This is a genomic window from Vibrio sp. 1069 (assembly GCF_033340555.1).
The window spans coordinates 28,047-48,810 of sequence record NZ_JAWOWP010000002.1 but is presented as its reverse complement, the minus strand read 5'-3'; the positions used below and the strand labels follow the sequence as shown (position 1 = coordinate 48,810).

Sequence of the window (20,764 nt, the reverse complement as noted above, 5' to 3'; positions counted from 1 at the left end):
AACAAAATAGGCAGAACACATGATTTCAAACATGACTTTACAAGGTTTAGATAAATTAGATCGAAAAATACTTTCAAGTCTATTGTCGAATGGGCGAGAGTCGATTGCGAATCTATCCCGAAACATTGGTTTGTCTCGAACAGCAGTAGCAGAAAGAATTAATCGTTTAGAAAAGACCGGTATTATCAAAGGCTATACCGCACAGATTCGTGTAGAAAATGAAGGGCGAAAAGCCGCTAGTTATCTACTGATCTCTTGTGAAAAGGGTAAGAAGAATGATGTAACGAATGCACTTAAAGAAATCCCTGAGGTTCGCTTAACGAGCGTTGTTGGTGGCAACTTTGATATTATTGCCCTAATTGAAGCGCCCGACCTGCAGTCTATTCATCATCTTTGTAATGAAATTGAATCATTTAACGGCATTCAAAGGCTTGATACTACCGTTGTACTGCACCAGCCGATCAGTCGTTAAGCGTTTCTGACCTCTTCGAGGAAAACATAAAGGGCCGCTCGTTGAGCGGCTTTCTTATATGCTTCCGATAAGTCGAATTTTGGCGTCTTTATCACCTGGGTTACCAAGCCAGAACGTTTGACCTAGTTGGTTCCCTTCTCCATTACCCAGTTTGTTTTCTGGAATACTGTCTAGGTTAACTGTCAACTTTAGGTCCCACGACATTGGGTCACGCAGAATAAAGCGCATCAAGCCCACCAGCGTCTTATGTAACTCACCATCGTAGGAAAACTGCTTAAACGTTTCAAAATCAATGTTGTCGATACACAAGTTAAACTTGCCGTTCAAATCCGCAATGCTTTGTCCCAAGTGTAAGCTTTGCCCCAATACACAATTGGAACGATTGAGTTTGTTACGCTGGCTTTCAGCGATTTCTACGCGTCTATAAACCCATTCTTCGATTCGCACATTCGGCAGTGAAAAGTAGTGCGAAACAATACCGGAAATAAGCTTAGGTGAACGTGTACGCGTAGATAACTGGTTCACGTAAGACAGAACTTTCGCTCGATCTAACTCCGCGACTTCACAATCTTGCATAACGCTAGAGAGACCAGCCAAATGCAGTATGCGCCCAGAAAACGCATCGCTTGCCCCGCTTTTGTACTGCACGTGATATCGGTATTTCTTCCAAACACGATACAGTAAGCTTGTATAGCGGTTGTGGAAAAAGTCGAAGAAATCCTTCACTGGGTTATCATCGGGATCACGACCGACGAGTTTCTCAGTGTAAGACGCTGGCAGGGGCGAGCTTGAACCATGCAAGCCAAGAAAGTTCGTCTCAATACGTGAATATTGCTTTCCGTTTCTTTCCATATGAGTAATAAAGTCCATATCACTCTTTGGAAAGCACAGGTTTGGCGACACGCTGAACTCAATTCGCTCTTGATGGAAGTATTTGTTCTCGCCCACGGCAACAAAATTTGAGTTTGGCTCCAGCTGGTAGTGTTTCTCTAACAGCAACACCGCTTGGTAGAAACTAAACTCATTCGACTTATCAGAAAGTGTGTTAATCATAGTATCGTCTGCTGCCCGATTAGGCTTGCCCAGTTGTAAACCTCGCCCGTCGCTTCATCGAACACCTCTAGTTCGGTAAAGGAGTTCACACTCGAATACAAACGGATAAATTCATTCAATACCGTGGCCATAAGGAACATATCGCCTTCATTTACGAAGAACTTAGAGTCCGTCACGAGCTTGAATTGGTTACCACGCACAGATACACCACGAAATACGCGATCGATTGGTTTCATCTCTGAAGAAATAATGCCATCAAGTCGATGAATCGACGCGCGGTGGGCTTGTCTATCAACACGAGAATGGAAGTCGTAAGTCGAGAGCAACACTTTCAACACATCGATATTCGCTAAAGACAAGTAGTTAAGCGACATATTGGCAATCAGCTGCCATTGAAGTTCACCATTAACCTGAGGACTTACTGACTGTGTTGGCTTAGTAATGTTTTTAAACGTCGCATACGTTGGCGACTTGTGCGTCGCGTACGTGATATCTCCTACTGACAGGCGCTCCGCTAAGTCCGCGTTACTGCATTGCAGTTTCATCAATACTGTTTCAGTCCCTAAATCCGCGATGTCGCCATTGTGAGTATGGAATGAGATATAGCGCTCTAACCCTCTTCCGCTTACTCGCTCGCCCACTTTGGATTTGTAGAACTCTCGCTTATCACGCTGGTTGATTTGGTGCTCAAACGATTCAAATTCAATCAGTGGTTTTCGGCGACGCTCGTCTTTACTCCAGCTCTCCACTTGCTCAATGGAATAAACCTCGTAATGCTCTTGAGTGTTACTTTGTGGACGCACCTTGTACTCGTTTCGTCGATGCTCTAAACGGATTGGATCGCCGTCTTTTTCAAACAAGTTAACGGCAGGTGTGCAGTGCAACCTTAAGTGTTTATCTTTAAGCACCACCTCTGAAGGCAAAGCACGCTTAAAGTGGAATTTGATTTTGACCGTACTGCGCTGTGGAATGCCTTTTAGCCACTCTAAGCCTTTAATGTCGAAGAACATGAACTTATCTGGCAAAGAGAAGAATTCTTGCAGCAAACGGTAGCCTGCAAAGGAATTTTTGCTGTAAGGCAACAGCGCCTCGTCCTCTTCATGCCCGACTGGCTTAACGTATTCTGGCCCTAAACGATGTTTGTAGCCGCCACCAACATCCAACTCGACGTGATCTAGATAGCGGAACAGCCATAAGAAGACAGTGCGAGTAATATGAATCTCACCATGCAGGTGCAATCGCAGCGTGTCTAAACCTATCCGAGACAGCTCAAGGCCATGCTCCGTCGATAACGTCACATCAATCATCGAGCTGGTGCGGCTATTAGTTTGTTCGATGTTAGTAATCGTAATTGGGTATAGATTGACGTCATAACAAGTACGGAACAAACACTGCGTGCCTTCTACCTGCTCGCTGGCCATTTCCGCACCACGTTTCACCACGGTTTTCTCAGTAACACTTCCGGTATGCGGTTTTAGTTCGCTAATACACAAAGACGGAATCGAACGCATGTAATGTGGCCACAGCAAAGTCATCAGAGATTGCGTTAGCTCAGGAAGTTCATCGTCAATCTTTTCGCGGATGCGTCCGGTCAAAAAAGCAAAACCTTCCAGCAGTCGTTCGACATCTGGATCAAAAGTTCCTTCAGAGAGAAAGTGAGTTAACTTCGGATGATATTTGGCAAACTCACTACCCGACTCGCGTAAATACGTGAGTTCATCTTGAAAGTATTTACTGTTACTCAAGTGGCACCTACTAAACGTTAAATTGGCCGTCGGTTCCCATGTAGACATCGATCGACATTGGGACTTTACCGCCGTTATGGGAAACTTCGCCGCGAATACCAAAGCCGAGTTGTAATGGGTTATGGTGGTCTTCACGGTAGTGAACCTCGACATTCAGCAGTCGGGGCTCAAAGCGTTCTATGGTTGACGTGATGTTTTTTTGAATATGGCGAACGAGGTTCGTGTTGTTAGAAAGTACGTCGTTAAAATCTGGCAGACCATACTCATTGTCGATCATTGCGTTGCCGGAATGCGTATTCAACAAGTCAGCGAGATGCGAGTGAATGGATTCAATCAAATGCTTATGAGACACCACTTTCTCGTAGCAGTTTTTTGGTTCTCCTAGCTCGATCCGCTCTAAAAGACGGTAACCTTTTTCCATATGCGATCCTACGAAAAAAGCAGCCAGTCTTCACTGGCTGCTTGATGGTTTCAGTAATGGGTTATTGGTCTAGCTTACCAACTAGAGACAAGTCGAAGCTTGCGCCCATGTACTTGAAGTGAGGACGTACAGACATCGATACTTTGTACCAGCCTGGATCGCCTTCTACGTCTGATACTTCAACCTTCGCAGCGCGAAGTGGGCGGCGACCACGAACTTCCGCTGGCGGGTTCTCTTGGTCAGAAACGTATTGACGAATCCACTTGTTCAGTTCGATTTCTAGGTCAGAACGCTCTTTCCAAGAACCAATTTGCTCACGCTGTAGCACTTTTATGTAGTGCGCTAAACGGTTGATAATGAACATGTAAGGAAGCTGAGTACCTAGCTTGTAGTTCATCTCGGCTTGTTTGCCTTCCGGCGTGTTCGCAAACACTTTTGGTTTTTGAACAGAGTTTGCAGAGAAGAACGCCGCATTGTCAGAACCTTTACGCATGGTTAGCGCAATGAAACCTTCTTCTGCTAGCTCATACTCACGACGGTCAGAAACCAGGATCTCGGTTGGGATCTTAGTCTCGATTTGACCCATAGCTTCAAAGTTGTAAACCGGTAGATCTTGTACAGTACCACCGCTTTGAGGACCAATAATATTCGGACACCAACGGTACTTAGCAAATGATTCACTGATCTTAGACGCCATCGCGTACGCTGAGTTGCCCCATAGGTAGTTATCATGGCTGTCTGTTACTTGCTCATCGTAGTCAAACGCCTTGATTGGGTTATCTTCAACAGAGTAAGGTGTACGTAGCATAAAGCGAGACGTACATAGACCTAGGTAGCGTGCATCTTCGTGCTCACGCAGACCACGCCATTTCGCGTACTGTGGACCTTCGAATACAGACTTCAGATCTTTTAGGTTTGGCAGCTCTTCGTAGCTGTCTAGGCCAAAGAATTTAGCCGATGCCGACGTTATGAATGGTGCGTGAGACATTGCACCTACGTTAGCCATGTATTCCATCAATTTGATGTCAGGCGACGAAGCTGACATAGCGTAATCACAAATGACGGCGCCAACAGGTTTACCACCGAACTGGCCGTATTCACGTGTGTAGATTTGCTTGTACAGGCCAGACTTCACCACCTCTGGAGCGTCTTCGAAGTCATCAAGAACTTCGTCTTTCTTCGCAGAGATCAGTTCGATTTGAATGTTCTCGCGGAAGTCAGTGTGATCAACCAGGTACTTAAGGCCACGCCACGTTGATTCAATCGCTTGAACTTCTTCGTTATGAAGAATTGCATCAACTTGCTTAGACAATTTTTGGTCGATTTCAGAGATCATCAGATCAACCAGAGATTGGTCGACTTTCTCTGTGTTCGAACTGCTTAGTAGCTCACTGATGAATGCTTCTACGCCGCGTTTTGCAACGTCAAAACCTTCATCACTTGGCTTTAAACGTGTTTCGTTAAGAATGCTATCCAGAAGTGAGCCTGATTCAACTAAGGCTGCTTCTTGTTCTGGCGCTTGTGCTTCTGCAGACATGATATCCCTTACTCTTCTTTCGCGTCTTGGTCGTTGCCAATGCTTAGTTCATCCAACAGTTTCTTTCTCGCTTCTTCATCTTGAAGAACCGATGCGATCTTCTTACGGAACGCAGGAACGTTTCCTAGAGGACCTTTAAGTGCAACCAAGGCTTCGCGAAGCTCAAGTAGGCTGTTTAGTTCAGGTACACTTTTCGCGATCGCTTCAGGAGAGAAGTCCTTCATGTTTTGGAAGGTCAGATCAACACCAATCTGGCCGCCTTCTTCATCAGAAAGACGGTTTTCAACGTTGACTTTAACGTTTGGAGACATGCCCTCTAGCACTTCGTTAAAGTTGTCTTTGTCGATGTTAATTGGAGTACGTTCTTCAATTGGTGTCTCATCTGCACGCGCAGTAAAGTCGCCAACTACCATCATGCTTAGCGGCAGCTCTACGTCTTCTTGCGTATCGCCAGTTGCTGGAACATAACGGATATTAATTCGCTCTTTAGGAGCCACCGAGCCGTCACGTGACATAATTCGTTCCTTATCTAACTCTTTAATTAGTCGTAAATTGCTTTCCACTCTTCATACTTCTCAGGTAGAAGATCCTTGCTTCCAAATAACCGATGGAGTGTTTTTCGAATTAGGTCTTCTAACTGTGACGATAAGTGGGGTTCCCAGCTCGCGAGATTAAACGCTTTTTGTACTTCCCACCCCTTCTCAAGATACGGCAAACACAACGGGTATAATCCAACAGACTGGTAAGCTGCTATCAATTGTAAATACAGCATGAACTGCCCACGTCCCGAGCTATCCAGCTCAAGTTTGTGGGCAAGCTCTGCGGCACATTCCCCTAGATTTTCTAGAGTGATATCCTCCATTGGCAGCGAGTCTTCCTGCGAAATCACAACCGTTTGAACAACAGGTTGAGAAGTCGAAGAAGTAGTATCTTGAGTCGATAACCAGCTCAAGGTCGCTTCATCTGCAAATGGTATAGAATTCTTAAATGAGAGGTGCTCGATGCCCTCTAGCGATTCAACAAAACGCGTCACTTCTTGTTTCACAGCAAGCGCTGCATCATCAAAGCCCAAGTTATTAAGCATCGAATACACGAAGTAATGGCCCGTCAGCCAAAACGGCGCATCCGTTAATGTGCGCTCCAAACGCTTAATGGTGTCGATGTCGCTTTCTTGGTCAGCTTTATCTCGGTATTCCGCTTGTTGATCGGACGACACTGCCAAGCTCAAAGGCGTTTGATTATTTTGGTGGCCGGGTAGACCATCAATGTCATCCCAAGTCAGATGACGATAAATCCGGTAAGCCAGCGGATCACTTGGGTTCGCATGAAGCATGACTTCCGCAACCTTCTTCAAGGTGCGCTTAGAAGCCGTCGGCGAAGAGAAGTCCGTATCGACATCGACTTCTTTTGCTACCGCTTTCTTAACTGGCGCAGGTTTAGGGGCCGGCGGAACCGCCTTCACCGGTGCGGTTTGCACTTCACTCTGCGCTGGCGTTTCTGCGGCGGCAGGCTGCGTAGCTGGTGCAGGCGCCGCTTGTTCGACGTTAACGACTGCTTCATCGCTCTGCTCATCAGCCGCCGCTTGTTGAGATAAAACATTGAGTTGAGTGCGAATCTCAAAGAAATCCGCTTCTGAGTCTTGATAAACCTCGTCGTATTGACGCTGCACTTCTTCAATAGTCGAAATGCAGTTTGATACCAAATCCCATGACTGAGCGCTTTCCGCTAACTTGCTGCTGACCAGTTTAAACTGATGGTTCAACCATTCGACCGCGCCATCTCGACCCCGCTTTCGCGAAGGATACAATTCAACGCCAAAGCGACTTAACGCCTCACTAAGCAGCTTTAGACCTTGTTCAAAGCCTTGCAGACCAAACTCTTCTGTTAGCGCGCGAACGAGGTAACAAATGGCTTTTAAGTCTTTACTGTGGTGCTCTAGAACTTCAGTCGCGTGCGTTTTTACCACGCTCCAATCTACTGTTTCGCCAAACAAGGAACCGAATTTCTTCACTTCGGACTCCATCATTTCGTAGCAAAACTCGTAACGGGCATCGTTTCCCACTGGAGATTCATCAGAAATAGGATTAAGCAGACGATCGATATCAATGTTGGACAAAATTCACGTCTCCTTCAGTCAAGTAATCTCTCAACGCACGCGCTACCGCAATTGCGCCATTTGCTGGCTTAGATAATCGATGGCTCTGCTCAATCGCATCCGACGCCATGCTATCTAGAATTTTCGTGATTTCTGTAAATTTACTTGGTGCATTCCGTTCTAAATCGGCAAGGGATTCATGTAGCTTTTGTTTGTCGTAAACGGATTGCTCCATCACGGTGCTAAACAAAATAAATTCGCTTCTTGCGACGATTAAATCCTTTATTTTTTTGTCTAGTTCTGGCGTATTACCGAAGTAGGCTTTGGCTAATTCGGCTTCTTCAATTGCTTTGGTGTAAAAGTGCGCCTCTGCATATTTATCGATGGAGTCATTAATATTTTCCATCACAGCCTTTGGTAAGATTTGGTTGTAGAAATAGGCTTGTGACTGGTTTAACAACCATGCCTCTTTCATTTCATTTTCTGCGAGCTTAGCTTCACCATCTAAAATTAAGCGAGCAATCTGCTTATCTCGACTGCCAGCTATGGCAGATACTTTCATGGAATCGATAGACGCGACATTTAACCCAGACATCACTTTAGTCAACGCCTCATCCGCATATGGAAACAGAGCACCGTCACGAACAAGGGTTTCTCGCAAGGTGACAAGCTCCTTACGTAATTCGACTAATGCCATTGGTAAGCCATCCGCTAACGATTGATACGACGTTAACTGAGCCTGTTTTTCTTCATATAAATTCGAGAGGCTTAACTGCTGAGCTTGATATGCTGTTCGATAAGCTACTGTCATATCAATACTCTGAGTAGCTTGAGACAATTCTTCTTTGATTTTCCATGGAGGCTGAGCCAAAAAAGAAGCCGTTTCAGAGGGCGTAATAACGTGAGTTACAGTAGTGACACCTCGGGAAAAAATGGCATCCAATTGATCTTTATTCTGTTGATATAAATAACTTCCTGCTGTTGCCAGCACACTCAGCACTAAGCTCGCCTCTAATATTTTAAAGCGACCGTACGCCGTTTTATCATTTGGCTTACAGTGTGTAAGCAGCAAATCCGCGTTACGCAAGCTACTGAAAATTGGTGCGTTAGAATTTGAGCTAATTGATTGCGTATCGATTCGCGCTAACTGTTGAGCAAAAGAAATAGCGGTATAGCCATGCCCTCTTGGTTTGTTAATGACTTCTTTCAGCAATTTCCAAATATGAGCCGGGATCAAAGCCGGACGCTTTCGGTCTTTTAACTGCTTATTCCAAGCATCACCAAATATTGAGCCTAAAAATAGATGTCCAGCGAGCAAAGCGAGAGAGTAAACATCATCTTGCGGTTCCGCGATGCCAGTTTCTATATAAAGAGGGGAAGCGTAGCTCAAGCTTGCTTCTGCGTAAGGTTCTGTCTCTCCAATGTAACGAGCAGCGCCGAAATCAATGAGCTTAACATAATCGCCTTCACTCACTAATACGTTAGATGGTTTAATATCAAGATGGCAGATACCTCTTGTATGCATAAACTCTAGAGCGCCAGCGAGTTGATACACCAACCAAGCGATGTGGTCGTGGCGGAAGCCTTTAGAAGAATGACGCTCCATTTTTTCTGCCAGTGATTCACCTTGGATCCACTCGTACATCAAATATGGGCGTTCGAATTCGTTGCCGATTTTTACAAAGTTAGCAACGCTAGGGTGTTGAGAAAGCTCCAGCCTGCTCGCTTCGTTAATCAACATTTTGCTCGCAAATTCTGGCGAGTCATCATTGATAACTTTGCAACAGATTTGCTTCTCTGGCTGCCCTTTTTTTGCAAGATGGTAAACCGTTGTCTTACCATTTCTAGAAGGAAGCTTGTCTAATACATCAAACTGTGAAAAAAGCACGTACTCAAGCTTCGGCTTATTTTTTTCTGCTAGCCTTTGCTCATTCAGTTTCTTTTTCTCAATAGCTTTAACAACCAACTGATCGATATATCCTTTGGCTGTACTCTGATTATTAGACACTTAGTACTCTTTCATAGAATAAATATTATTAGAGTTGAATAATATTTTCTTGAACGTACTTGTATCAAGGTTGGTATTTAAAACAAACAGTAAGCCTATTATTTTAGTTATTATTACTAACTTATTAGACCTTTTTACTTACGCTTTCACTGCATGAGTTATACGCTTTTTCGTGTTACAAACTTCAACCTAATAATATGAGTATACTTTCATTGCCATTTGATCGATGAGTGCCCACTAACATTGCAGTAATTGGAGAACTCCTTTGTCACCATGAAAGTCGAACATTAACAACGTAGTTGGTTGCTTAAAGTGGTGCTCTCTGACCGCAAAGGCAATTAAAGCGAGAGAAGAACAACTGCCCATTGTGCCCCACAACTCATTGATAAGCTGCGGTTGTTCTGGGTTCGTGAATCGTTCTGCTTTAGCCCCCAGAGCAAAACCGTAATCTTCCGAATGCATGCGCAGGTTCGTCATATCGGAATACACTTCACCAAATGAATCGAGCTTTTTACTCGCACGTTGAACAAGTCGAAACATGCCTCTTCGGTCTGAAGTGTTTAATTCCGTATCAATGTAGCCAAGCTGCGCTTGAGGCTTAAGTTTCAATGTTTCTACGGTGTTTTTTCGACAAAGAATTAAACCCGCCCCACCCTCGCTCGGAATAACGCCCCATGGATTATTGGTACTCATTACCATCGCATCGTCGATGAGTGTTTGCATCGAACTCACCAAGGAATCGACACTGATACACATCATAGCATCATATTTATCCAATGATTTCATGGCCTGGAGAACGAAACTGGGCCCACTGGCATGAACAGCATTCACCACAGAGAGAAATTCAGCATAGTTACTTTCACCAAGCCATTCTTGCACCTTTACTAGTGAAACAGACACAGGCACCGCTATAAGCAAAGGTATTGGTCTCAATGAACGTGGTAACTGTGCTAACAATGAATCAAGCAAGTGGGTGATTAACTCACACGTTTTCTCAAACTGCTCACTTTCTTTGGTGTATTCGATTTTGGCGTAAGTAAAACGCTCGATACCATCATCCCCTACACATTGGTCGAATCTTCCTAAGTCAGCATACGAAACTGCACTAGCAATATCTAAATTCATACCGGTTGGCGTCATCACTTCCATCCCTAGCACGTAACGGCCTGTTGAATTATGCATGCTCGCTTACCTCTTCCAACTTAGTGATGGATGTCGACACCAACAAATGCTCCTTGCCCTGACAAGGAAACGCAGCGGTGTAACTGATTGATATAGTTTTCTTTTCCGCATCAACGAATAAGGTGTACATCGCCATATCAGCTTGATAACTTTGATCTTTGAACGTCGCGATCGCACTGTATTTTTCTTTAGGAATTCGAAATGAAAGCGTGTCATCATGACAAAAGCCACTCATCATCAAACGCTCCCCCCCACGAAGGAAGCCTTTGCACTGTTGATCAATAGGCGCGCTTTGGAAGAACCGCTTATCAAAATCGAGTGGCAACATTGGCTTGCGATTCTCAATCCAATCGTCATCGAACGTGCCGGCCAGCTTCTGGCGCGACTCAAAGAACGGAGGCACTGGCCCGAACCCCGCAACGCGTAGTTTTTTCGCGGCGGCACTCCAGTCCTCTCGGGGATAAAAAATCGAGGGTACTTTCTGTTCAAGCAATTCTTTGTTGGAGTCGGCAACCCCACCACCTATTCGGTTACGTAAATCACCGCCTACCGCGCAAGTGTAATCAATGTCTTTTTCAATAAATGGGACTGGATTGCTCAGCGTGATACTGCCAGCATGCTCAACCCATACGCGTTCCCCGTGAATAGCGAGAGTCTTATCGATATGACCATCAATCAACACGCGACACTCTTGGTATGTCACTGGCTTTTTCGCGTAACTGCGCGCTTTACCGTAAACAAGTACATCTGTATTGTCTTTGGTATACGCGAATTCGTGGTCAACTTTCATCGCAGAGAAGCCTTCTTCGCCCAAATATTGGGGATCATCGAAGATTTCACTTTCACCTAATTCGTGCCAAACCACACCATCGAATTGCCATGTGCGTTTGGCGACCACAACCCACACTTCATCGCCGTTTTCGTCACGTTGAAAACGACCTTTAAGTGATAGCTCAGGGTGCGCCTCAATATCCCATAACTGCATTGCTATTCCTTAAGTTGAATCGTTCGCTCGCAGAAGGTGCGGCCTTTAAATTGTTAAAGTTCCAGTCTTGTTGATGAATCGACATTGCCATATCCCAAGGCACGTAGGCTCTGGATTGAATACAGATTTGGCGCCATAGCCAGTCGCGGAACAGCACATCAACGTTAGAATCTTGCATCGCAGCTAACGTAGACTCGAAGCTCAATGCGTAACCCAAGCGGCTTGGTAGATTTTGGATATATTTTTCATCTTCCACCCACTCATTGAGCAGATCGACGATCTCTTCCCATTCATACTCGACACCAACATCTTGCGGAGTCAGAGGAAGAAGCTTTCCGTAGACGACATACAAGGCTTGAAGCCAAATTTCACCTTCAGCTTCCTCCAGACTTTCCAAGTGCTCGATGATTTGGGGCACCAGTTTCCAATCACCACTCAGCGCAAAATCAACAGGTGCTAATGAAGAAGAGATATCAAACGCCTCAAACTCTTTTAACTCAAGCAACTTGGCGTAAGTGAGCACTTGCGCTGATGGTAATCTATTTGGTTCGATGCCAAAGCACTGACGGAACCAAGTGCCTCTGTCACGTTTGGTAATCAAACGTTCAAATAGATATTGTTCGCTGCCTGCATTGTCATTAAGCCAATCAATCCCCTCTTTTACGTCTTGTAAAACGAGCAGTGGCAAAGCAACTTGAGAGCTAATGATGCTGGCTTTGTGCCAGCGCTTGATGAGAGAAACACTTAATGTTTGACGTACACGTAAGCATTCAAAGTAAAACGCACTGGATGTCGCATTGCCCTCAATAAGCTCCGAAAGCGTGCTATCCATAGATTCAACCGGAGATTGTACGGCAATGACCATTGCGGTTTTAGCGTCAATATCTTCGAGTAAACTCAATCCGCACAAAAGGTTATCCAACTCTGAGCCCAACTCGCCCTGTAGCATCAGCCAGCTGTAGATTTCTGGCTCCTGGCCTCTTAACTGATGAATCAACCCCGGTGCTAGCCGATAAAACGACAAGTACACCTGCTTCAGTTCTTCAATTTGGCGTTCGATCAGCTTGAGATACGCCAACTCACGACTTGGATAACCCCTTTTGTGAATTTGAACTCGCTGCCTGATTAAAAACCCGATACTTTCAGAAGCAATGGACAGCTTTTCATTACAGAAATCCAGCCATGTTACTGGCAACTGGGAAAGGTCATTCACAGCGCGATCAGCTTTTGCTAACGCGCCTTCGACTTCTTGATTGGTTATGGGTGCCTTTAGGTGCTCGACACCGATTCTTTGTCGCATCTAGTTATCCGTTATTAGCGTGCCATAACGCGATTGCAATTAGTTAATACAAAGTAATTAGTTAATTGCGATCGTTCCGCCTTGAATTTTTTGTGCTTTTTCTGCTTGAGAAGTGACGTACTTCGCTTTAGTGGTAATTCGTCCATCGCGCCCGCTATAGCGAGTTTCTGTCTCACCACTTTTGACTACCAACTCTTGTTCTGTCTCGATAACCATCTTCTTCGCTCGCAATACAAACTCGTCAGAGTCATCCAGAATGGAGAAGAAAATGTCCGTCACAAGAGGCAAGCTTAAGTCGTCGTTCAAAAATTCAACTCGACAACTTAATCGATTATCGATAGCCATTTGCAGCTCAGAACGACGAAAGCCACGTCCTAGTCTCGCAGTGAGTGGCTGCTTAAATGGGTTACCATCAAAATCAACTCGCACACTGCCCGTAGACTCATTGATAGCCACTATTCTTCCAAAACGCGAAAAGCAAGCCGTTGATTCGGCTTGCTGCTTTGATATTACTTCTGTTGTAAGAGGTTGTTTTTCCATTGTTAGTTAACCACTACGTTGCCACCTTTCACGACGACTTTGTCACTGCCTTCGATCGTAATAGCCGAGCCTGATAACTTTATTGAACCATCACTGTTCATCACTAAAGAGGAACCACCCGTTTTCAATACAATCTTGTCGCCACTGATAATTTGCGTTGCACCATCAGCTTTATAAGCGGTGTTCCCTTTCACTGATACCGTTAAGTTGCCACCAACCGTCTGGTTATCATCCGCACCAATATCTGAACTCTTAGACGCACCGATAGTAAGGTTACTGTTTTCGCCAATATCTAAGTCATCATTTTTACCGATCTTAGTCGTACGGTTATCACCAATTTCTAAGTCAGAATTGTTTTTCACATACTGGGCTTCGTTCGCGTTGTATGTGACGGTAACGTCTTGCTCGACTGTCTCGGTAAACGTACTGTTTACTTGTGTCGTTTTATGTCCATGAATGGTTTCTTTATGGTCACCATGAACTTCATTCGTTTGGTGACGTGCAACCTTCAAGAATTCATCTTGACCGATATCACGGTAACGGTTGTTGAGCACCTTGGTCGACATGTCTTTTTGAGCGTGAATATAGACTTCTTCTTGGTTCGCTTCGTCTTCAAAACTCAACTCGTTGTAACCTGTTCCTTTGTGCGTTTGCGTGCGGAACGTGGTACGAGTTTTGTTTTCTGGCAAAGAGTACGGTGGGAAATGCAAACCGTTGTAAACTGCGCCCGTAACTAACGGACGATCTGGATCCCCCTCAAGGAAAGTCACTACGACTTCGTGGCCAATACGCGGCAAATAAACTGCGCCCCATGTTGGCGCCGCCATGGATTGGCTTACACGAATCCAACAGCTTGAATGCTCGTTGTTATCACCGTAGCGATCCCAATGGAACTGTACTTTCACTCGACCAAGCTTGTCGGTGTAAATCTCTTCACCTTCTGGTCCTACAACGACCGCCGTTTGCGGGCCATCCACTACTGGTGCCGCTAGTTTAGGCGCTTTAAACACCACATCACGTGGAATACACGAGAACTGGTTGTAGTAAGTGGTTGGCATACCACTCGCTTCATCTTCATGCACTTGCGGATCTTGACCTGTGTGCATTACAGACAACATGAGGTAATCGCGGTTAATCTCAGAACGCGGGTGGTCACTGACGTTAAAGCTGTAACCAGATGCTAAGCGCATTACGTCACTCGTTGCTTCCACTTGTTGATTATCGACTATGTGTTCCGACATCCACTCCGTGGTTCTCACCTGACCCATCAGCGGGTCGACGTATCGTCCAGGATAATCAAACTGCTTGAGATCTTGGTCTAGCTCGCCAGCCTGTGTCATCTCTTGTGGAATTTTAGGGTGTTCGTAGTTGTAATCTGTGTACGTAACCTGTCCTGTTCTAACGCGGTTAACTAACTCGAGATCAGAGATATGTTCGCGATCGGCAACACCGCCACCATCGGCATGATAAACAATCGGCCCAATGTAAGAAGCATTTAGTGGCGAGCTTATCAAAGGTGCAATCGCGTCATTACTGTCGACAATGACCATCGTATGATTTGAATCGCTATGGTCAAAGTAATACCACATACCGTGTTCAGCCATCATACGCTGCACGAAATGCAAGTCAGACTCACGGTATTGCAGAACGTATTCTTTTGGAGGATAAGTACCCGACACTTCAAATCGGTAATCGGTGACTGCCCCATCATCGAGTACTTCTGTGATGATGTCTTGCGCTGACTTTTGCTGGAAAATACGACAATCTTGGCGCTGAGATAAGAACCAAGCTTGAGGAACCAAGACTAATTGATAACGAGAAAAACGACGTCCAGTCCCTAAGTAACGAACTTCATTCACCACGCCGTTGAACACACGCGCAGCCCCAACACCTTGTCCGTAAAGTGTCAATGTTCCTGCTTTACGTATTAACTCATCGAACGAGATATCTGGATCAAGTGAAAGTAATGAGAGATTGATGTGGAAAGGCTTAGATAACTCTTCATGAACATGAAAGCTCTCAACCCGAAATTCATGCCCACATCCAGGCACTTCAAATTTAAATTCTACGTCATTCACCATATCTTTTACCTGATACAAATAATCGAATTAGGGCCAACAATCGTTGGCCCTGAATCTTTACGCGACGAGCAATTAAGCTTCGCGTGGAGCACGCCAGTCGTCGTTACCCGCAGTACCACAGTTTTCGTGAGTTACTTCGATCGCACGGTAAGTGAACTTAAGCACTTCTTCTGTCACGCGGTCAGCTGTTGCTGCGTCTTGACAGTGGTTCATACGAGTTTGGATATCGACAAGTAGCGCATCAATCAATTTGATTGAGTAGTAATGCTCTTGTTTACCTTGAACTGAAGTACGGTAGAAGCGGATCACACACTCAGGAAGTTTTTCGCCAGATACTAGTGCGTTGAATAGTAGTGGAGATGAGCGATCTTGAACTTTAGTTACAACAAGTGGACGGTGTACACGTTGACCAGTTGGCTGACCACTTTGTGGATCACGTGGAACAGTTAGCACGTGATCAAGTTCTTGTACTAGGAACTCATCAACGTGAGCTTCTTGCCATGTGTTACCTACTGAATCTGCAGAGTAAGTATCTTTAGTAATATGGCCTTGAGTCTCACCTTGGATAGACATATATGCTGGAGTTGGCATCGCTATTTCCTTTTCTAAAATCTGTTTTGTTTAAATCACCAAATCGCTTATCACCGCGACTACTTGGTATAATCAAAGTCCGTGCCAACTTTAAAAATACAATAAAAACAACAACTTAAACAAATTAAGACATTGTTCACTAATATCTTGAGTACAATTTATTGGATAAAAAACCAAAAAGTTGGATTAAGATAATAATAAATTGTTCTAACTTTAAAAAGTGAAAATAACCATATAAAACTGTGTAAATAAAGTCATTAAAACTAATAAATCCGACACTTTTACTATCAATTAATTTAGAATAACAACGCCATTAAAATAACCACAAACATTAATGTCACAATAATCATTAAAAATAACCAACAAACGATAGTCAAAATATCTTGATAAAAAAAGAACGCAATCACTTTTAGTATAATAGCCGCTACCTCTTTTCCTCTAAAGAATAAAATGGCTATGATAAATATAAACCTTTCTTCATTAATTCAGCGTCTACACCCGATTGCAAAAGTAGCATTAGAAGACGCCGCTGCACTTGCAGTCTCTGAAAAAGCAAACGAAGTTCAAATTGAGCATTATTTACTGAGTCTATTAGAAAGGCCAAATAGTGATTTTGACGTCTTATTAAGTCATTTTGATTGTTCTGAGAACTTATTAAGACAATCGGTTCGATCCACACTCGACACCAACGCCAAAGGAAATGGCAGCAAACCTGTTTTTTCTGCTTTATTAATCGAATGGTTACAAGAAAGCTGGCTGGTTTCTTCTTTAGATCTATCCGAAACACAAATCCGCTCTGGTGCCCTACTCCTTACTCTTGTTAGTAACCCTCTCCGTTACGGCCAACATGGTTACGCCTCTATCCTTGAAGCGGTAAACCCTGACAGCCTTAAGCGTAACTTTGCAGAGCTAACAAGCCACTCTATTGAGGCGCAAGTTGCTACTTCAGAGAAAACACAAGCTCGTGAAGATGGTTCAGCACTGAGCAAGTTCACAACCGACTTCACTGGTAAAGCACGCAAAGGCGAAATCGACCCTGTTTTCTGCCGCGACCAAGAAATCCGCCAAATCGTGGACATTCTTGCTCGTCGCCGTAAAAACAACCCTATTGCTGTTGGTGAACCGGGCGTTGGTAAAACCGCAGTAGTAGAAGGTTTGGCACTTAAGATTGTACAAGGTGACGTACCAGACAACCTCAAAGGTGTTGAGCTTTACGGCCTGGACATGGGTCTTCTGCAAGCTGGTGCAAGCGTAAAAGGCGAATTCGAAAAACGCCTAAACGCAGTATTGGATGAAGTGAAAAACTCACCAACTCCAATCATTCTATTCATCGATGAAGCACACACCCTTGTTGGCGGTGGTAACCAAGCGGGCGGCAGCGACGCGGCAAACTTGCTAAAACCAGCCCTAGCGCGTGGTGAAGTGAAAACCATCGCTGCGACAACATGGTCGGAATACAAGAAGTACTTCGAGAAAGATCCTGCCCTTGCACGTCGTTTCCAATTGGTGAAACTCGACGAACCGTCTCCTGAGCAAGCAGCATTGATCATTCGTGGTCTGCGCCCAGCATACGAGAAGTCACATAACGTTTACGTGCGTGACGATGCTATCACTGCTGCGGCAGCGCTTTCTGCTCGTTACATCTCTGGCCGTCAACTGCCAGACAAAGCGATCGATGTACTAGATACGGCGTGTGCACGAGTGAACATCAGCCTTAATGCCATTCCTGCTTCTGTTGAGACTCTGCAGCAAGAACTTGCAGCTCAACAGCGCGAGCTAGAAGCTCTTGAGCGTGACGCTCTGCAGCAAACTGGCGACAAGCACAGCCTTGCTAACATTCCAGACCTAAAACTGGCAATGGAAACAACGAAAGAAGAGCTAGCAGAACAAGAAGCGCAATGGCACAAAGAAAAAGAGCAGATCCAAGAGATGATTGCTCTACGCTCTCGCTTACATGAACTGGTCTTTGGCGAAACAAATGAAGAAGAGCTTGTTGCAGACGAAGATTCAGAACAAGAGCAAGACGTTTCTCCATATGCAGAAATGGATGAAGAAGCCGTTCGCATTGCCATTTCGGCCTGCCAAGAACAGCTAGATGTAATCCGCAATGGCAACCCACTGGTTCACTTTGAAGTGGGCCCAGATGAAGTCAGCCATGTGATCTCGGACTGGACTGGTATTCCAATGGGTAAGATGCTTCAAGACGAAGCAGAAACCACGCTAAAACTGAAAGAAAGCCTAACACAAAGCATCAAAGGCCAAGAATACGCTATCGATGCACTGTCTGAAGGCATTCAAACTGCGAAAGCTGGTCTAGGTAACCCAGACGCACCAACAGGCGTATTCCTGCTAGTTGGCCCAAGTGGTGTGGGTAAAACCGAAACGGCTCGTGCGATCGCTGATCAAATGTTTGGTGGTGAGCGCTTTATGACGACCATTAACATGTCTGAGTTCCAAGAGAAGCACACGGTATCACGCCTAATTGGTTCACCTCCGGGTTACGTAGGTTACGGTGAAGGCGGCATGCTGACAGAAGCGGTTCGTCAACGTCCATATTCTGTTGTTCTTCTTGATGAAGTGGAAAAAGCCGACCCTGAAGTGTTGAACCTGTTCTACCAAGTGTTCGACAAAGGCACGCTGAACGACGGCGAAGGCCGCACAATCGACTTCAAGAACACGCTGATCATCATGACCAGTAACCTTGCGACGCACGAGATTGAATCTTTGGTTCATCAATCCAAAGACATCGATGCGAACATCATCGCAGAAGCTATTCGCCCTACTTTGAACCAACACTTCAAGCCGGCGCTGTTGGCACGTATGTCAGTACTACCATTTGTTCCGCTGTCTGATGAAGCAATGACAGAAATTATTCACCATAAGCTGAACAAAGTTTCTCAGCGTCTACAGAGCCATCACAAGTTGTCTCTGAGCTACGAAGAAAGTTTGGTTGAGTTCGTACTAGGTAACTGTCGCCTTGCTGAAACGGGCGCGCGTAACATCGACGCGGTCATCAACCGTCAGTTACTGCCTCAGCTATCGACACAGCTATTGGTGCATGATAAGGATGATTCACACACGCAAATCACAGTTTCTGTCGATGAGCAAGGAACACTGACCTATGCGTTCAGCTAACCATAGCGAACTTAGCAACGCCCTACTTGCGATCAGCCAATCTTTGGCTGATCGCAGCCAGCTTACCCAAACATTGGATGCCGTGTTGACCGCTGCGAGACAAATGACCTTAGCAAAGCACGGCATCATTTATGTTTTGGACCAGACAGGACAGGCGTTGATTCCAAGTACCGCTCACCACAACGATAAAACCGTCGTTTCCCACCCTTGGGAAGCATTACAGTTAGACTCAGCCAGTGAGAACGACCCATTTAACTTTGCGATTCGTAATGGTGAAGTGGTGTTGATTAACGAGTTATACAAATACAACGGCTACGACTGTGAAAGCATTTATCAAACAGAGCAGACATTGGGACTAAAAAGCGAGAACTTACTGGCTTGGCCTTTGATTGATAGCGAAAGCAAAACCATTGGGCTGTTAGTCTTACTCGATTTGAATGTCATTGACAACGAGGCAGCCTTGACTGAGTTTTGTCGAATGGCAGCGAGTAACATTCGTCAAGCCGTTTGGTTAGAGCAATATGGGCAAGTGATTAAAAATCTCAATGCCGACAATCAAGCCCTAGTGCGCGAGAACACTCAGCTCAAAAAACGTACTCAGAAAGCCTATCAAGGTCCTATTGCAGAGAGCGAAGAAATGCTCAATGTCTTGAATCGTCTTGATAAGGTGCTATCTCTTCCTGTCGACGTTCTGTTGCGTGGTGAAACGGGCGCTGGTAAAGAAGTGATCGCGAAATACATTCACGAAAACTCTAATCGTTCAGAACAACCTTTGATCGTTCAGAACTGTGCGGCTATTCCAGAGCAGTTATTGGAATCTGAGCTTTTTGGGCATAAGAAAGGTTCATTTACGGGCGCAGACAAAGACAAAGTCGGTTTGTTTGAAGCAGCCAACGGCGGCACGCTTTTCCTAGATGAAATTGGCGATATGCCAATGCTACTGCAAGCAAAATTGCTGCGTGTGCTACAGGAACGTAAAGTTCGCCCAATCGGCACTAGCAAAGAGATTGAAGTGGACGTTCGCGTTATCGCCGCAACCCACTGTAATCTTATGCAGCAAATCAAAGATGGCGGATTCCGTGCCGATTTGTTCTATCGTTTGAATGTGTTCCCTATTACATTACCACCATTGAGAGCTCGCAAGTCAGACATTATTCCCCTTGCCGAACATTTCGTGCAACACACCACCAACACGCTAGGTTTGCCGCAAGCGCCAGGGTTAAGTGCCAACGTACGTAAACAGCTCCTTGCCTACCAATACCCAGGGAACGTGCGTGAGCTTAAGAACATCATCGAGCGCTCGGTGCTACTGTCCGATTTTGAAACCATTACTCACATTGAGTTTGGCGAACAAATCCCAGAAGATGTACCAAGTATTGACATGAAAGCAGCTTCACCTACCCCAGAGCAACCTGCTTACGAGCAGCAAGCACAAGCGGATTTAGAAGACGTTTCAAAGAGCCTTAAGGACGTTGTCAGCCAATACGAGCGTACAGTAATCATCGATTGCTTAAATGCCTGCAATTGGCACACCAAGAAGGCCGCCGAGCAATTGGCACTTCCAATGAGCACTCTCAACCATAAGATGAAGAAATACGACATTTCTGCAGCGGGTTGAT

Annotated in this window: 16 protein-coding genes; 3 read left to right on the top strand and 13 right to left on the bottom strand. The window is 45.1% G+C overall.

Going from position 1 to position 20,764, the window contains the following annotated elements; all coding sequences use genetic code 11:
• Positions 1–19: 19 nt before the first annotated feature.
• A complete protein-coding gene (locus R7040_RS03345; protein WP_005373369.1) occupies positions 20–472 on the top strand; it encodes an Lrp/AsnC family transcriptional regulator in 453 nt (150 codons plus the stop codon).
• Positions 473–526: 54 nt separating this feature from the next.
• Here the strand turns inward: R7040_RS03345 and tssG are convergent, their stop codons facing one another.
• The 13 genes from tssG to R7040_RS03280 form a co-directional block, all read right to left on the bottom strand.
• Positions 527–1,525: a type VI secretion system baseplate subunit TssG gene (gene tssG, locus R7040_RS03340; protein ID WP_042523537.1), complete on the bottom strand. Its 999-nt coding sequence runs from the start codon at positions 1,523–1,525 to the stop codon at positions 527–529.
• Positions 1,522–3,270: a type VI secretion system baseplate subunit TssF gene (gene tssF, locus R7040_RS03335; RefSeq protein WP_017820373.1), complete on the bottom strand. Its 1,749-nt coding sequence runs from the start codon at positions 3,268–3,270 to the stop codon at positions 1,522–1,524. Before tssF ends, tssG begins: the two co-directional genes overlap by 4 nt.
• A 10-nt stretch (positions 3,271–3,280) precedes the next feature.
• Complete coding sequence (gene tssE / locus R7040_RS03330; RefSeq protein WP_005373376.1) at positions 3,281–3,691, bottom strand: type VI secretion system baseplate subunit TssE; 411 nt, start codon at positions 3,689–3,691, stop codon at positions 3,281–3,283.
• A 61-nt stretch (positions 3,692–3,752) separates the two neighbouring features.
• Positions 3,753–5,228, bottom strand: coding sequence for a type VI secretion system contractile sheath large subunit (tssC, locus tag R7040_RS03325; RefSeq protein WP_005373378.1), 1,476 nt, complete (start codon positions 5,226–5,228; stop codon positions 3,753–3,755).
• Positions 5,229–5,236: 8 nt separating this feature from the next.
• Positions 5,237–5,743, bottom strand: a complete 507-nt coding sequence (tssB, locus tag R7040_RS03320) for a type VI secretion system contractile sheath small subunit (RefSeq protein WP_005373381.1) — start codon at positions 5,741–5,743, stop codon at positions 5,237–5,239.
• Between the two features lie 26 nt (positions 5,744–5,769).
• Positions 5,770–7,344 (bottom strand): type VI secretion system protein TssA, encoded by a 1,575-nt coding sequence (tssA, locus tag R7040_RS03315; protein WP_318081057.1) that lies wholly within the window; start codon positions 7,342–7,344, stop codon positions 5,770–5,772.
• On the bottom strand, positions 7,331–9,331 hold the full coding sequence (locus R7040_RS03310) for a serine/threonine protein kinase (RefSeq protein WP_318081056.1): 2,001 nt from the start codon (positions 9,329–9,331) through the stop codon (positions 7,331–7,333). Before R7040_RS03310 ends, tssA begins: the two co-directional genes overlap by 14 nt.
• A 237-nt stretch (positions 9,332–9,568) precedes the next feature.
• Entirely contained in the window at positions 9,569–10,513 is a 945-nt protein-coding gene (locus tag R7040_RS03305) for a hypothetical protein (RefSeq protein ID WP_017633759.1), read from the bottom strand.
• Positions 10,506–11,498: a DUF2169 domain-containing protein gene (locus tag R7040_RS03300; protein WP_191115762.1), complete on the bottom strand. Its 993-nt coding sequence runs from the start codon at positions 11,496–11,498 to the stop codon at positions 10,506–10,508. The genes R7040_RS03305 and R7040_RS03300 overlap by 8 nt, the downstream gene beginning before the upstream one ends.
• A complete protein-coding gene (locus R7040_RS03295; RefSeq protein ID WP_191115763.1) occupies positions 11,479–12,798 on the bottom strand; it encodes a hypothetical protein in 1,320 nt (439 codons plus the stop codon). The genes R7040_RS03300 and R7040_RS03295 overlap by 20 nt, the downstream gene beginning before the upstream one ends.
• A gap of 57 nt (positions 12,799–12,855) precedes the next feature.
• Positions 12,856–13,338, bottom strand: a complete 483-nt coding sequence (locus tag R7040_RS03290) for a hypothetical protein (protein ID WP_017633762.1) — start codon at positions 13,336–13,338, stop codon at positions 12,856–12,858.
• Positions 13,339–13,340: 2 nt separating this feature from the next.
• Positions 13,341–15,419, bottom strand: a complete 2,079-nt coding sequence (gene tssI / locus R7040_RS03285; protein WP_005373412.1) for a type VI secretion system tip protein VgrG — start codon at positions 15,417–15,419, stop codon at positions 13,341–13,343.
• Positions 15,420–15,491: 72 nt separating this feature from the next.
• A complete protein-coding gene (locus tag R7040_RS03280) occupies positions 15,492–16,010 on the bottom strand; it encodes an Hcp family type VI secretion system effector (protein ID WP_005373415.1) in 519 nt (172 codons plus the stop codon).
• Positions 16,011–16,466: 456 nt separating this feature from the next.
• Here R7040_RS03280 and tssH point away from each other — a divergent pair, with 456 nt between their 5' ends.
• Both tssH and R7040_RS03270 read left to right on the top strand, forming a co-directional pair.
• The gene (gene tssH, locus R7040_RS03275) at positions 16,467–19,145 is read left to right on the top strand and encodes a type VI secretion system ATPase TssH (protein ID WP_213966689.1); all 2,679 of its coding nucleotides are present in this window, start codon (positions 16,467–16,469) and stop codon (positions 19,143–19,145) included.
• Positions 19,132–20,763 (top strand): sigma-54-dependent Fis family transcriptional regulator, encoded by a 1,632-nt coding sequence (locus R7040_RS03270; protein WP_132937165.1) that lies wholly within the window; start codon positions 19,132–19,134, stop codon positions 20,761–20,763. The genes tssH and R7040_RS03270 overlap by 14 nt, the downstream gene beginning before the upstream one ends.
• Position 20,764: the final 1 nt, after the last annotated feature.